12 protein-coding genes are annotated in these 12984 nt (G+C 61.9%); 5 read left to right on the forward strand and 7 right to left on the reverse strand.

Going from position 1 to position 12984, the window contains the following annotated elements:
• Positions 1–101: 101 nt before the first annotated feature.
• Positions 102–2549, reverse strand: a complete 2448-nt coding sequence (locus tag OKB77_RS09915) for a zinc/cadmium/mercury/lead-transporting ATPase (RefSeq protein ID WP_150390220.1) — start codon at positions 2547–2549, stop codon at positions 102–104.
• A gap of 184 nt (positions 2550–2733) precedes the next feature.
• Between OKB77_RS09915 and tpx the strand changes: the two genes are divergently transcribed.
• Positions 2734–3234 (forward strand): thiol peroxidase, encoded by a 501-nt coding sequence (gene tpx / locus OKB77_RS09920; protein WP_021230929.1) that lies wholly within the window; start codon positions 2734–2736, stop codon positions 3232–3234.
• Between the two features lie 58 nt (positions 3235–3292).
• Here the strand turns inward: tpx and OKB77_RS09925 are convergent, their stop codons facing one another.
• Positions 3293–4120: a transporter substrate-binding domain-containing protein gene (locus tag OKB77_RS09925; protein ID WP_150390221.1), complete on the reverse strand. Its 828-nt coding sequence runs from the start codon at positions 4118–4120 to the stop codon at positions 3293–3295.
• Between the two features lie 144 nt (positions 4121–4264).
• Here OKB77_RS09925 and OKB77_RS09930 point away from each other — a divergent pair, with 144 nt between their 5' ends.
• Positions 4265–5485 (forward strand): DEAD/DEAH box helicase, encoded by a 1221-nt coding sequence (locus OKB77_RS09930; protein ID WP_150390222.1) that lies wholly within the window; start codon positions 4265–4267, stop codon positions 5483–5485.
• Between the two features lie 2 nt (positions 5486–5487).
• Here OKB77_RS09930 and OKB77_RS09935 read toward each other — a convergent pair whose 3' ends face one another.
• The 3 genes from OKB77_RS09935 to OKB77_RS09945 all read right to left on the reverse strand — a co-directional run bounded on the left by OKB77_RS09935 (position 5488) and on the right by OKB77_RS09945 (position 8615).
• Positions 5488–6273 (reverse strand): hypothetical protein, encoded by a 786-nt coding sequence (locus OKB77_RS09935; RefSeq protein ID WP_150390223.1) that lies wholly within the window; start codon positions 6271–6273, stop codon positions 5488–5490.
• A complete protein-coding gene (locus OKB77_RS09940; protein WP_150390224.1) occupies positions 6270–7586 on the reverse strand; it encodes a sphingomyelin phosphodiesterase in 1317 nt (438 codons plus the stop codon). Before OKB77_RS09940 ends, OKB77_RS09935 begins: the two co-directional genes overlap by 4 nt.
• Before the next feature lie 198 nt (positions 7587–7784).
• Positions 7785–8615, reverse strand: a complete 831-nt coding sequence (locus OKB77_RS09945) for a CPBP family intramembrane glutamic endopeptidase (RefSeq protein WP_150390225.1) — start codon at positions 8613–8615, stop codon at positions 7785–7787.
• 120 nt (positions 8616–8735) lie between these two features.
• On the opposite strand from OKB77_RS09945, the gene OKB77_RS09950 reads away from it, so the two are divergent.
• Positions 8736–9473 carry a substrate-binding periplasmic protein gene (locus OKB77_RS09950; RefSeq protein WP_150390226.1) on the forward strand — a complete coding sequence of 246 codons (738 nt, stop codon included), beginning with the start codon at positions 8736–8738 and terminating at the stop codon, positions 9471–9473.
• Positions 9474–9540: 67 nt separating this feature from the next.
• Here OKB77_RS09950 and OKB77_RS09955 read toward each other — a convergent pair whose 3' ends face one another.
• Together OKB77_RS09955 and OKB77_RS09960 are read right to left on the reverse strand one after the other, a co-directional pair.
• Complete coding sequence (locus OKB77_RS09955; RefSeq protein WP_005348860.1) at positions 9541–9837, reverse strand: hypothetical protein; 297 nt, start codon at positions 9835–9837, stop codon at positions 9541–9543.
• Between the two features lie 66 nt (positions 9838–9903).
• A complete protein-coding gene (locus tag OKB77_RS09960; RefSeq protein WP_026034971.1) occupies positions 9904–10278 on the reverse strand; it encodes a YacL family protein in 375 nt (124 codons plus the stop codon).
• A gap of 209 nt (positions 10279–10487) precedes the next feature.
• Between OKB77_RS09960 and OKB77_RS09965 the strand changes: the two genes are divergently transcribed.
• Both OKB77_RS09965 and OKB77_RS09970 read left to right on the forward strand, forming a co-directional pair.
• Positions 10488–11603 carry a sugar diacid recognition domain-containing protein gene (locus OKB77_RS09965; RefSeq protein WP_150390227.1) on the forward strand — a complete coding sequence of 372 codons (1116 nt, stop codon included), beginning with the start codon at positions 10488–10490 and terminating at the stop codon, positions 11601–11603.
• Between the two features lie 118 nt (positions 11604–11721).
• Positions 11722–12984 (forward strand): GntP family permease, encoded by a 1263-nt coding sequence (locus tag OKB77_RS09970; protein WP_005340326.1) that lies wholly within the window; start codon positions 11722–11724, stop codon positions 12982–12984.

Here is a 12984-nt window from a genome sequence, read left to right on the forward strand (position 1 = left end):
GCGCGCTTTTTCTTTTACGGGGTGCCGTGAGAGGAATGAGAGGAAAAAGAAAAGCCGTCCCGGTTGGGGGACGGCTTTTGGCTGGGATGCTATCGGCTGGCTTAACCCTTGCGTAGCAGCCGCAGGGCGTTGGCGGTGACCAGTGCGGTGGCGCCGGTATCGGCCAGCACCGCAATCCACAGGCCGGTGATGCCGAGCAGGCTGGTGACCAGAAAGATGGCCTTCAGCCCCAGTGCCAGCGCAATATTCTGGTGAATATTGGCCAGTGCCGCCCGCGACAGCCGGATCATCGCGGCGATGCCACCGAGCTGGTTGTGGGTCAGCGCTGCATCGGCGGTCTCCAGCGCCACATCGGTGCCGCCCCCCATGGCGATGCCGATACTGGCCCGCTTCATGGCGGGGGCATCGTTGATGCCATCGCCGATCATGGCAACCTTCCGGGTGCTGGCGAGCTTGGCGATCTCTTCTACCTTGTTCTCCGGCAGCAGACCGGCGCGCCAGCCCATGCCCAGCTCGGTGGCGATCGCCTCAGCAGCGCGGGGGTTATCCCCGGTTAACATGATGCTGTTGAGCCCGAGCTGATGGAGTTCTTGCAGCGCAGCCGCCGCCTCCGGCCGGATCTGATCCCGCAGCGCCAGCAGGGCAACCGGCAACGCCTGAGCATCGCTGCTCTGGCAGAGCACCACAACGGTCTTGCCCTGCTGCTCCAGCGAACCAATCCGGGTCTGCTGTTCCACATTCAGGGTCGCCACCCGGCTCGGTGCCAGCAGTTGCCACAGTTCACCGTTGATGCGTCCCTCAACCCCCATGCCCGGCAGTGCGCGCAGATCGCGGGCTTCTACCTGTGCCAGCCCCTGCTCGTTGGCGGCGGCCACCACGGCACGGGCCAGCGGGTGGTGGGAGCCCTGCTCGATGGCAGCCGCCAGTGCCAGCAACTCGTCCTCCGGCTGGCCATTGAGGCTCACCAGCTCGGTCAGCTGCGGCTTGCCCAGCGTCAGGGTGCCGGTCTTGTCAAAGGCGACGGTGTCGATATGGGCCAGTCGCTCCAGTGCGGCCCCCCCCTTGATCAGCGCCCCCTGACGGGTGGCGGCGGCCAGCGCCGAGGTGACCGCTGCCGGGGTGGAGATGACCAGCGCGCAGGGGCAGCCGATCAGCAGCAGCGCCAGCCCGCGATAGATCCACTCGTCCCAGCTCTGGCCAAAGGCGAGCGGTGGAACAATGACGACCAGCAGGGCGACCAGCATCATGGCCGGGGTATACCAGCGGCTGAAGCGGTCGATAAAGCGCTCGATGGGCGCGCGCTGGCTTTCGGCCTCCTCGATGAGGTGCAGAATGCGGTCGATGGCGTTGTTGCCGGGCTCGGAGACGACTTCAAGGCGCAGCACTCGATCGGCAGCCAGACTGCCTGCAGGCACCTTGTCCCCCTGGCGGCGTTCCACCGGAATGGATTCACCAGTCAGGGCGCTCTCGTCAAACGCCCCGAGCTCATCGAGCAGGCGGGCATCGGCAGGTAGACGGGCACCCGGGGCGATTTCGATGATATCGCCGGGACGCAGCTCATCGGCAGCTACCTCTTCGCGCACCTCGCTCTCGGCAGTGGTACGGATCCGCAGCGCCTTGTCGGGCACCAGCGCCATCAGGGCGGTCACTCCGGCTCGGGCGCGCCCGGCGGCGTAGGCCTCCAGATGTTCACCCAGCATAAAGAGCAGCAGCACCATGGCCGCTTCGGCGGTTTCGCCGAGGAACAGGGCCCCCACGGCGGCGACCGTCATCAGGGTCTCGATGGCGAAGGGGGAGCCGCTTTTGGTCAGCGCCCACGCCTTGCGGGAGATGGGCCACAGCCCCCAGAGGGTCGCTAGGGTAAAGAGCGGCTGACCAAACTCGCTCGGCAGCAGGGCGGCAACCAGCATCAGACTGGCCAGTGACAGGGGCTGCCAATATTTGCCCAAAAAGTTACCGAATAGATTGCCTTGCAGGGGCTGTTGTGAAGCTTGCTTACGGCCAGCTGCCTGCTTGTCAGCACTTTCCCCCTTGAGCTGGAAACCGGCGGCCAGCACGGCGGCGGTGACGGGATCGGGGGAGAGACCGGGTGCCAGATCCACTACCAGCTTCTCGGTGGTAAACAGCACGCGCGCCTGTTGCACGCCGTTCACCCGGCTGACGGCGGTCTCGATCTTGCGGGCGCAGCTGGGGCAATCCATCCCCAACACCTGCCAGCTGTGGCGGCTATTGCCTTGCACAGGCGCAACCAGCGGGTCGGCAGGGGGCATATCGTGCTCGTGATCATGTTCATGATCGTGAGCCGGCGATAAGGGTGCACTGCAGCACGCTTTATCGTGGCAACTTCCTCGGGGAGGCTCTTCATCCCCGGGGGATTCATTGCCGTCACGGGATGCGTGCTCATGAGGCGTCTGGGTTGAACAGCAACTGACGGGCGTGGTGTTGTCGCAGCAGTGGCTACCGTGGTGATGCTCACTCTGGCCGGGGGCCGCCTTGCTGATGGCCTTGATGGGGGCGGCGTGCTGATGATTGCAGCAGGATTTGCTCATGATGAGTCCCTCTTGATGGATCCCGCCCCTGCGAGATCCCTGATTACCGAGAAGGAGTCTAAACCTTGGTGTTAAGTCCAAGGTCAACCCCTTTATATCCCTTGTCTTCGCGGGTGTTTGTCTGGTCTCGCCGCCCCTATACTGATCACCCGGATTTTTACTACACCAATAAAGGACATAACACATGAGCAACTCAGTCACTCTGCAAGGCAACCCGGTTTCCGTCGCTGGTCACTTCCCGGTCGCCGGTGAGCAAGCCAAGCCCTTCTCTCTGGTGGCCAAGGATCTCTCCGACGTGACCCTGGCAAGCTTTGCCGGTCAGCGCAAAATCCTGAACATCTTCCCGAGCGTCGATACCCCGACCTGCGCGACCTCTGTGCGCAAGTTCAACGAGCAGGCCAGCGCGCTGGATAACACAGTTGTACTGTGCATCTCCGCCGATCTGCCGTTCGCCCAGTCCCGCTTCTGCGGCGCCGAAGGTCTGGACAAGGTAGTAACCCTCTCCACCCTGCGCGGTGCGGCCTTCATGGAAGATTACGGCGTTGCCTTCTCTTCCGGTCCGCTGGTCGGTCTGACCGCTCGCGCCATCGTGGTGCTGGATGGTGACAACAAGGTGCTGCACAGCGAGCTGGTCGCCGAAGTGGCCGACGAGCCGAACTACGCTGCGGCGCTGGCCGTGCTGTAAGGCTGCAAGCCATAAAAAATCCCGCTTCGGCGGGATTTTTTATGCGGGAATTGTCCGTTCAGGGCGTAGCTGGCGGGGTGGTCGCCGGTTCAGCCTTGGCGGTTGGGGAGGGTTGCCACTCCACATAGGGGCGGTGGATCTTCTCGTAGATCTCGGCCAGTTTGCCGGTGGCAGCCAGCTGATCAATGGCTTGGCGGAGAAATTCGTCCATCTCATCACCTGCTGCCCCTTTCTGGATGATGAAGACATCCTCGAAATCTCCGAAAAATTCTCGCCTGATATTGGTCAGCCCCAGCTGCTTGAGCATCAGGTCGGCCTCCTCTTGTGCCCAGACAAAGGCGTCGATACGGCCGCGTGAGAGCTTGCGCAGTGACTGCTCGATACTCATCGAGCGCTGCACCGGGAAGGGCATATAGTCGGGTACGGCCTCGATCAGCAGATCCCGTTTGGTGGGCACTATGCCGTAGGCCATATCCGTGGTGACCGGATAGGCGGTATTGCTGTAAATCACATGGGCAACCTTGCCAAAACTGCGGGTGCTGAAGCGATAAGCCAGCATATCGATATCCTTGAGGTTGCGGATGGCGGGCAGCCCCAGATCAGCCTTGCCGGAGATCACCCCAGCCATGGCACGGGCGATGGGGTAGATGGTGATCTTGATGGTTACATCGGGGTAGAGGTCATCGATGGCGTGCACCAGGTCGACAAAGGGGCCTGTCTTGTCGGCATTGATCAGCCCCGGCAGCTCGCCAAGGTGGGCATTGAGGATGCGCACCGGTTTAGGCGGCTCGGGGGGGGCGTCGTTTTCCGGAGTCTGCGACAGGCCGAGAGTCGCGCTGCCGAGCAGGGTGACCACGAGCAGCAGAAGGGGGATGTGTCTGGTCATGGCGTGTCTCTCTTGGTGATGGGTCAGCTAAAGTGTAGTCAGCCCGTCGCCAGCGCCCCTCGGCCAGGCCATCATGGATAGGGTTTTACTTCTCGGCCCCCGCTCACTAGACTTCGCCTCCCACTTCTTTGTTGACGTAGCGCCATGACCTTTAGCGAACTTGCCCTCCATCCCGCTCTGCTTGCCTCTTTGCCCGCCACCTTGCAGACGCCGACCCGCATCCAGCAGCTGGCCATTCCGGCGGCGCTGGCGGGGCAGGATCTGCTGGCGCTGGCCCAGACCGGCAGCGGCAAGACGCTGGCGTTTGGCTTGCCGCTGCTGCAACGGCTGGATCCTACCTCCAGTCAGGTGCAGGGTCTGGTGTTGGTACCGACCCGCGAGCTGGCGATTCAGGTCACTGCCGCGCTAAAAGAGGGTGCCGAGGCGCTGGGGTTGCGCATCGTGACGTTGTGTGGGGGCGTTGCGCAGGAGCGGCAACAGGCCGAACTGGCGCAGGGGCCACAGCTGCTGGTCGCCACGCCGGGGCGGTTGCGGGATCTGCTGACCCAACAGGTGCTGGGGCTGGATGGTTTGCAACTCTTGGTGCTGGATGAAGCGGATCGCCTGCTGGAGATGGGCTTTGCTCCCGACATCAAGGCGCTGCTCGGCTTTATTCCGGCGGATCGCCAGACCCTGCTCTTCTCCGCCACCTTGCAGGCCGAGCTGGAGGCGCTGGCCAACGGCCTGCTGCGTGAGCCAACCCGTATCGAGGCCACCCCCCTCAACAGCGTGGTGAACGAGATCGAAGAGCGACTCTATCTGGTCAACAAGAGCAGCAAGGTGCCGGCGCTCATCAGCCTGCTCAAGGAGCAGGCGTGGCCGCAGGTGCTGGTCTTTATCAGTGCGCGGGATGATGCCGACGGGGTTGCCAGAAAGCTGGCCAAGGCGGGCATTACGGTGGCTGCCCTCCATGGCGAAAAAGAGCAGGCGGTACGCGAGCAGGCGCTCGGCGATTTCAAAGAGGGCAAAATTCGGGTGCTGGTGGCCACCGACCTGATGGCGCGCGGCATCCATGTGGAGGCGCTGCCGGTGGTGATCAATCTGGACTTGCCCGCCAGCGCCCCTGTCTATGTACACCGCATTGGTCGTACCGCCCGGGCTGGCCGTGAGGGGCTGGCCATCTCGCTGGTTTGTCATGGCGAGAGTGACATGCTGCAAGCCATTCGCACCCTGACCGGCCGCGAGCTGCCGTTGGGCGATCTGGCGGGATTCCCGGTTACCGACCAGCCTGCCAGTGGGGAGGGCAAGCGCCCCCCTCGTGACAAGCAGGCCAATCGCCGTACTCAGGCCAAACGCAGCGTCAAGCAGTTCAAGGGCAAGCGCTGACCTCAGGGTTTGCCTTGCTCCCGCGCGAAGAAGTCACGACGCCACTGGCTCAATACCTCCTCCTTGTGCTGTTGCCACAGCGCAGGATCCATCTGCTGTTGGCTGATCGCCAGTTGCTGCTCCAGCTCGGCCAGCTCTCGCTGGTAGCGGCTGCGTTGATCGAGCTGCTGCTGGCGCGCTCTGGCAAACGTCAGCGTGGCTTCGGCCTGCTCTGAGGGCAGGAAGTGGCGGGCCAGAGTGGCCAGCTCCTCATCTCCCCACAGCTGACGGGCTTGCTGCAGGCGGGCATCCGGGTTGAACAGATCCATCGCCAGATCCGGATGATCGGCCGCCCACTGATCCTGCAAACGGGTGAGGGCGGTCATTCGCTCGGTCAGCGGTAACTGCTCGCTCTCCTGTGCCAACTGATCCAGCGCCAGGGCATAGCGCCCCTGTAGCCGGATCAGGCTCTCACCCTCGCTCAGCCACCCGGCCTCTGTTGCTTCCAGATTGCTCACGCGCTGCGCCAGCGGCAACTCGCTGTCGCTGATCTCGCTGGCAAGCTGGTTGATCAGTTCATCCGGCATCGCCTGCCAGCTGCTGGGCACTTCTTTGCTTTTGCCATCCATCCCCTCAGCGTTTGGCATGCGGGGAGGCGGGCTCCCCGGTTCTGCTGGTAACTGCATATCGGCCGGAGAGGGCGTCGCCGACCGTTCTGGCGATATCGGGGGCTGCTCTTCCTGCCCGCCCAGATTCACCAGCAAAAGGGTCAGGATAGCCAGTGCCAGTATCCCGTAACGGCGAGTCATCGGCTGATCTCTCCCTTGACCGGGAAGTGGTCTGAGAGGTTGCTGGCGGGCCAGAGGCTGCCATCGCTGCTGCGCGGGATCCAGACCGTGTTGAGGTTGTGGCTGGCGCTGCCGTATTCCCGGCTTACTACCAGATAGTCCAGATACTCGACGTTGGCGCCACCGGATAGCGGGCCACCAGCATAGGGGTTGATCCTGGGATCGAAGGTGGCTTCGGTATAGCCGCCATAGGCGGGTTCATGGGCGTTCAGATTGGCCAGCATGTTGGCGTAGTCATCGGCAAACTTGCGTTTATTGACGTTGAAGTCACCGCCGTAGATGACGGTGTCGCTGGCGGGGATCTTCAGGCTGGCAGCCAGAGAGCGGATCTGACCGAACTGGATCTGCCGCAGTTTGCGCGCCTCGTCGGTGTCAAAGCTGGCGGTGTGGGTGGCGAACAGGTGCCACGCCTTGCCCCCCTTGATCACCTCGGCGTACATCACCCCCTTGTCGGCGAAGCAGTCGGTGCCGGTGCATTGGGGATAGACCAGCTGGGCCTCCCGCACTATGGGATAGCGGCTGACGATTACCACGCCGCCGTCATGAATGTTGACCCCGGGCTTGTCCAGCACCTTGGTCTGGTAGGGATACTCTTTTGCCAGCGCCTGCAAAAAGCCCTCGCGGCGGCCATCGAACACCTCTTGCAGCAGCAGGGCGTCATAGCCCTTGAGGTAATCAGGCAGCAAGGTCAATCGCTCGCCGATGCTGGAGGCGATCACCGGCAGTGCCCAGACGTTGTAGCTGGCCACCTTGAGCCTGTGTTCTGCCGGTTCCGGTTGCTCCCGTTTTTGGGGGGGCGTGATCATATAGTGCAGATCGTCGTAGCGGCCGGTGAACTTGGCGGCAAAGGCCAGCTCTTGTGGCCCGGCAACGCGGTGGATCGCTCGATCGTTTTGCCAGCCGGATGCGCCGGTTGGCGTTTCGCCACCGTGCTGCAAGGTGGTGTTCCACCAGGTTCCCTCCATCAGCTGGTTGAGCCGATAGATGTCGCCTGCCGCTGTGGTCACGCGGGTTTCGAACAGATAGCTCTTGCCCGCCTTGACCCCCTCATAGCGATTGAAGCTGAGCACCATGGCGCTCTCCCACGGGCCCAGCTCGGTGCGGTGCTGGCTCCACTGACTGCCGGGTTGCAGCTGGCCGCTGCCGCTTTGGCGGATGTCGATCTGGAGCGGTTCAGGACTGTTGTTGGTGAGATAGACATCGGTATCGGCCAGTGCCAGTTGCGGGAACTGGCTGACCAGCAGCAGGGCGGCATAACTGAGGGTTTTCTGCATCACAGGATCCTTTTGGTTGCAGGGCAATGGAAAGTGACTGTTATGGCGAATGCAGAGGTCAGTTTGTTTACATTTTGGTTACAAGCAAATGAATTGGTTTTGTTTGGAGCTTTGTGGAGGTGTAAAGCGAGCGAGGCAGCACGCTTAAAGAGAGAGGGAAGAGCGAGGGAAGGCGCCCGTGTCAGGCGCCTTCAGGAGTTAGCGGTGGGCCAGCGGGTAGGTGAAGAGCGCCAGATGGGCGAAGTTGAAGGCGAAGTGGATCAGGATGGCCACGGAGAGTCGCCCGCTGAGCTGGAATGCCAGGCCATAGCAGCAGCCTGCCAGGGTCGCAAACAGCGCCAGCAGTGGGCCACCGGGCAGGTGGATGGCTCCGAACAGTAGCGCGGCCACGACTATGCCAATCCAGGAGCGATAACGTTCGGTCAGCGCCTGCTGGATCGCGCCGCGAAACAGCGCCTCTTCTGCCACGCAGGTGAACAGCAGGTTGTTGAGTGCAAACAGCCACCACCAGTGGGGCAGACCCACTTCCGGTTTCAGTGCCCCCAACTGCCAGGCGATGACAAGCAGGGCGCCCAGCGGCAGCGGCAACAGGGCCAGCGGGCGCCAGCGGATTGCGCCCCCCTTGCCCAGCAGCATCGGGCAGGCCAGCAGCAAGCCAAAGAGCAGCAGCGGCTTGTCGAGGTTCAGATACATGTTGAACGGTACGCTGGCAGGGCCTGCCAGCGCCTGATCCAGCACCTTGAGATTGTTGAAGCCGGGGATGAGGTGCAGGGTCAGCGCAATCGCCCAGAGGATCAGCACCACTCTGGCCGCCATCGCCCAGCGGACGGGGAGGGTTGGCGCACGCCACGCCAGCAGTAATCCTGCGACCGAGACCAGCAGGGCGGGTAGCGTCATTCGGTCAAGCCACAGGGCCAGCAGCAGGGAGAGTCCCAGCAGGGCAAAGGCGGGAAGACGTTGGCGGAAGAGGGCAAGCAGCACTGCCAGTGCCAGCGCGCCCCAGATAAATGAGTCGGGAAGGGGTAACATTGGATCTCCTTGAGCGAGGCAGGCGGCAACCTTAACAAGTGGGCGTCAGCAGGACAACCGCGCAGGAGGTGGTCGGATCCCTTCTCTATACTCATCAACAGGGTAAAGGGAGAGCAGCTGATGAAGCACTGTCTGTGGTTGTTGTGTTGTTGGTGTGTCTGGCTGCAGGCCGCGCCCTTGCTGCTGGTGACCGGTGAGTTCACCCCCTATACCGGCAAGGCCCTGCCTGAAGGCGGCGAGAGCACCCGGCTGGTGACGACCCTGCTGCAAGAGGCCGGGTATCGGGAGATCCGGGTCGACTACCTGCCCTGGCCCCGCGGCTATCAGTTGACCCGCAATGGGTTGGTCGCGGCTACCTTCCCCTACGCCTGGACTGCCGAGCGGGCCAAGCTCTTCCACTACAGCGCTCCCATTCATATAGATCGCCTCTCCTGGTTCACCTATCGGGGGAGCGAGGCCATTCAGGCTGGCCGCTGGCAAGGGCTGCGTGTCTGCATTCCGCTGGGGTGGAGCACCAGCCATGCCGACGGGGTGATCAAGCGTTTCGGGCTGGATCTGCAGCGCCCTAAGACACTGGCACAGTGTCTGCAACTGCTGGATCGCAAACGGATCGATCTGCTGCCGATGAACGAGACGGTGACCCGGGATGCCAGCCGTCAGCTGTTTGGCGACCCCTGCCATCTGCAGGCATTGCCCCACTTTCGTCAGAGCGACACTTTTTACCTGATCATTTCACGGCAGTATCCGGAGGCCGCCAACCTGCTTGAGCGCTTCAATCATGCCCTGGCTGCCGCCCGTGCCGATGGTCGCTATGACCAACTGGTCTCCCGAGCCGGAAAGGGGATCGATTGCCGTTGAGAGTGCCTGGGCGGAAAACAAAAAGCCGGAGCAGTGGCTCCGGCTTTCTATTTGCCTTCAGGGGCGATTAGCGGCCTGATTCGGCAATCACGCGGGCGATGATATCGGCGCGCTTGCCGGCTTCCAGTTCGCCCAGGGCGATCAGGCCAGCCTTGAAGATGACGTTCTTCGGCAGGCTGACGTCGTCCAGTGTGGCGATCGCTTCAACGTGCATGCCGTTCAGGCGGCTGGCATCGCGCGGGCTCAGGTTGACCTGGGTGTTCATCACCTGCTTGCCTTTCTTCTTGGCAGGTGCAGCCGCTTTCTTGGTGGATTCCTGTTCTTCGTCTTCCGGCAGTTCGTCATCAAAATCGTAAATAGACATAATCAATCCTGTTGAGTTAGGCAAAAGGGCACATTTGCCCGACATAGTAATCCGACATTGGGTCAATCAGCCCATATCCTCGTTACGGATAAAGGCGCGCCAGGAGGTAAGCACCTGGGCAAAATCTTCCAGCCCGCACATGGCCAGCTGTTCATCATCGTAGTAGGCGAGATCGTCAAGATCCTCACCCAGCTCGATATTGAGGGCGTTGGCTTTCACCTCCGCCTCTTCATGGGTCAGCAGCAGGGAGTAGTCACCGCCGTTGAGCCGGTATTCGACTCGGGTGCGGTTGGAGAGCTGATCAATGATGGAGAAGAGCTCGTCGAGCTTCTCTTCATCCTTGCCAACCTCGTCGATCAGCCACTGACCGATGGCTTCATGGCCCATGGAGAACCGGGCGCGATAGCCACCAAACGGGTCGCGGCGAAATTCATAATCCATAGCACAGTCCAGATCGGAGGGATGGGCCATCACGGGCAGGCGGGTGCAAGCACGCAATTCCTGCTCCATGGCGGGGTACACATCGGGTAAAGTGGCCTATTCTAGCGATCCCCCTCTCGCTTGTCTTGATGATGTGGCATCTTTGCGCCCATGTGCCCTGAATAGGCCCGTGGTGGCGTCGCCAGATCAGCCCCTTGTCCGGAGATGTTATGCAGCTAAACGATAACCTTGCCCGCCAGATCGTCGCACGGGCGATGAAGATCCTGTCGTTCTCGGTCAACGTGATGGACGAACATGGCCTCATCATTGCGTCCGGCAATCCGGAACGGATCCATCAGCGCCACGAAGGGGCCGTGCTGGCGCTCACCGAAAACCGGGTGGTGGAGATCAGCGAAGCGACAGCCTTGCAGCTCAAAGGGGTGCGACCCGGCATCAATTTACCCATCTCCTATCAGGGGGAGCTGATCGGAGTGATCGGCATCTCTGGCGATCCGGAGGAAGTTCGTGCTTACGCCGAGCTGGTGCGAATGACGGCAGAGCTGATCCTAGAGCAGGCGGCGCTCACCGAGCAGTTGCAGTGGGACAAGCGCCACAAGGAGGAGCTGGTGTTGCAGCTCATTCGTGGTGAGGGGCGAGTCGATCAATTGCAGCAGGCGGCCCGCTTTCTCGGGCTGGAGTTGGCCCAGCCTAGGGTGGTGGCCGTGCTGGCTCTGGAGGAGGCGGATCCGGCGCGTCTGCGGGAGCTGGTTCATCAGCTGGAGAACCCGGAGCGGGACAATCTGGTCGCCATCAACGGGCTCGACGAGATAGTGGTGCTCAAACCGGCGCAGTTGAGTGAGGGCGTCTGGCAATCGGCGCAGGAGCGCAGCCGGATCAAGCAGTTGCTGGCCCGTATTCCCCACTTCAAGGTGCATATCGCGGTGGGCGATTACTTCGCCGGGATCGACGGGCTGGCGCGCTCTTACCAGACGGCGCGAGATACCCTGCGCCGTGGCATGCGGCAGGCGCCGCGCAAACAGGTCTACTTCTTTGAGGACTACCGTTTGCCAGTTCTGCTGGGCAGTCTGGCGGACTCCTGGCAGGCGGATCAGCTGCGCACACCGCTGCAGAAACTGGCCCGGGAAGATGGCAAGGGGGTGCTGCAGAAGACCCTGCGCCACTATTTCTTGCAGGATTGTGATCTGCATCGCTGTGCCGAAGCCCTGTTCATTCACCCCAATACCCTGCGCTATCGGCTGGGGCGGATAGAGCAGATAACCGGGTTGAATTTCAACAAGTTAGACGACAAATTTTTGCTCTATCTCGGCCTTAATCTCGACTTGTGATTGTAAATTTAGACAAGAAACCACTTTTACATGACGTGATTTTTGGCTATTCAGCCAAAGCATTCTGATTGCAGATCTCCATAATGGCGGCCATTCACTCCCATTGAAGGTGTCCGTCATGATCCCGGTTACAGCCCTTGGCGCCATCGCGGCGCTCTCCATCGCCATCATCCTCATTTTGAAGAAGGTGCCGCCCGCTTACGGCATGATCGTGGGTGCCCTGGCCGGTGGCCTGATTGGCGGTGCCGACCTGACCCAGACCGTCGCCCTGATGATCGGCGGCGCCCAGGGGATCACCACTGCGGTGATGCGGATCCTGGCGGCCGGTGTACTGGCGGGCGTGCTGATCGAATCGGGTGCGGCCACCACTATCGCCGAGACCATCGTCAAGAAGCTGGGTGAAACCCGCGCTTTGCTGGCACTGGCGCTGGCGACTCTGATCCTGACTGCGGTCGGCGTATTCGTGGATGTGGCCGTTATCACGGTCGCCCCCATCGCGCTGGCCATCGCCCGCCGTGCCGACCTCTCCAAGGCGGCCATCCTGCTGGCGATGATCGGCGGCGGCAAGGCGGGCAACGTCATGTCCCCCAATCCCAACGCCATTGCCGCGGCTGATGCCTTCCATTTACCCCTGACCTCTGTGATGGCGGCGGGCATCATCCCGGGTCTGTTCGGTCTGGTGATGGCCTACTGGCTTGCCAAGCGGCTGAACAACAAGGGCAGCAAGGTTGCTGCTGATGAAGTGGTGAGCTTTGCCGGTGCCAAGTTGCCAGGCTTTGCCGCCGCCATCAGTGCACCGCTGGTCGCCATCCTGCTGCTGGCTCTGCGTCCTGTTGCCGGTATTGTGGTGGATCCGCTGATTGCGCTCCCCCTCGGTGGTCTGGTCGGCGCCCTGATGATGGGTAAATTCAGCAAGGTGAACCAGTTTGCGGTCTCCGGCCTCGCCCGTATGGCGCCGGTTGCCATCATGCTGCTGGGTACCGGTACCCTGGCGGGCATCATTGCCAACTCCGGCCTGAAAGATGTGCTGATCAGCGGCCTGACAGCCTCCGGTCTGCCTTCTTACCTGCTGGCGCCCATCTCCGGTGCCCTGATGTCACTGGCTACTGCCTCGACCACCGCCGGTACCGTGGTGGCCTCCAACGTATTCAGCTCCACCCTGATTGAACTGGGGATCAGCAGTCTGGCCGGAGCAGCCATGATCCATGCCGGTGCCACCGTGTTTGACCACATGCCCCACGGCTCCTTCTTCCATGCCACCGGTGGCAGCGTCCACATGGGGGTGGGTGAGCGCCTGAAACTTATCCCTTACGAAACTGCAGTCGGTCTGACCATTGCCACTGTCTCCACCCTGATGTTTGGCGTGTTTGGCCTCGCCTAA

It is taken from the genome of Aeromonas sp. Y318-3 (assembly GCF_027706185.1).
Classification (GTDB): domain Bacteria; phylum Pseudomonadota; class Gammaproteobacteria; order Enterobacterales; family Aeromonadaceae; genus Aeromonas; species Aeromonas veronii.